The 825-nt window shown below is 47.5% G+C and carries 2 tRNA genes and 1 rRNA gene; all 3 read left to right on the top strand.

The window, feature by feature from the left end:
* A 16S ribosomal RNA gene (locus HBA55_RS37150) occupies positions 1-56 on the top strand; the annotation flags it as partial.
* A 131-nt stretch (positions 57-187) separates the two neighbouring features.
* Positions 188-264 (top strand) — tRNA-Ile (locus HBA55_RS37145).
* Between the two features lie 232 nt (positions 265-496).
* Positions 497-572: transfer RNA gene (locus HBA55_RS37140), tRNA-Ala, on the top strand.
* Positions 573-825 lie beyond the last annotated feature (253 nt).

Below are 825 nucleotides of genomic sequence, written 5' to 3'. Positions count from 1 at the left end.
GGGTGAAGTCGTAACAAGGTAGCCCTAGGGGAACCTGGGGCTGGATCACCTCCTTAAACGATATCGCCGAGGCGAGGGTATCATCCCGAGTCTCATGTCTCGTAAGTGCTCACACGCATTGCTTGATTAGTCTGATTGCAGTGAAACATAAGCTGCTAGCTTAAGGCTTACAGCTTAGAAAGGTTATAGGCCTGTAGCTCAGCTGGTTAGAGCGCACCCCTGATAAGGGTGAGGTCGGCAGTTCAAGTCTGCCCAGGCCTACCAATTTCCTCCTGCTCTTCGTTGGATCCGAACTCGCATAGCAGGCTATGCTTCGCTCGAATCCGCCTCGATCAGAAGAAAATTGGCTTATTGTTCTGGCTTTGACAAGGAAGCCAGGGCGAAGAGATTTTGCGGTTTGGCAAGGCGCTTTTGGAGTGAAGGAGGGAGCATACATCAGTATGTGACCGAGTGAGCGAGAAAAGCAACGAAGTCAAAGCGGAAAAGATCGAGCACTGGGGCTATAGCTCAGCTGGGAGAGCGCCTGCTTTGCACGCAGGAGGTCTGCGGTTCGATCCCGCATAGCTCCACCACTTCTCATAAGTGGTTAGATAAAATTCACTGCAAATCGTAGATCTCAGAAACTTGTTGTTTTGAGTTGATTGGAGGAGGTAAGTGCCAATCATGATGTCCAAGACAGCAACTTTCTGATATTTGCTATCAGAAGTTCTTTAACAAGGTGGAAAGTAAAGTTGTTAATACAATTTGTTGAACATTCTTCGCGGGATGTTTGGCGAATGCTGATGAATCCAAGTGTGTATTCTTTATTTTGATTACATACCTGTC

The organism is Pseudomaricurvus alkylphenolicus (assembly GCF_011683955.1).
In the GTDB taxonomy this organism is placed as follows: Bacteria; Pseudomonadota; Gammaproteobacteria; order Pseudomonadales; family Cellvibrionaceae; genus Pseudomaricurvus; species Pseudomaricurvus alkylphenolicus.
The sequence above is the reverse complement of the archived record's forward strand: the minus strand, read 5'-3'. Positions and strand labels throughout refer to the sequence as shown.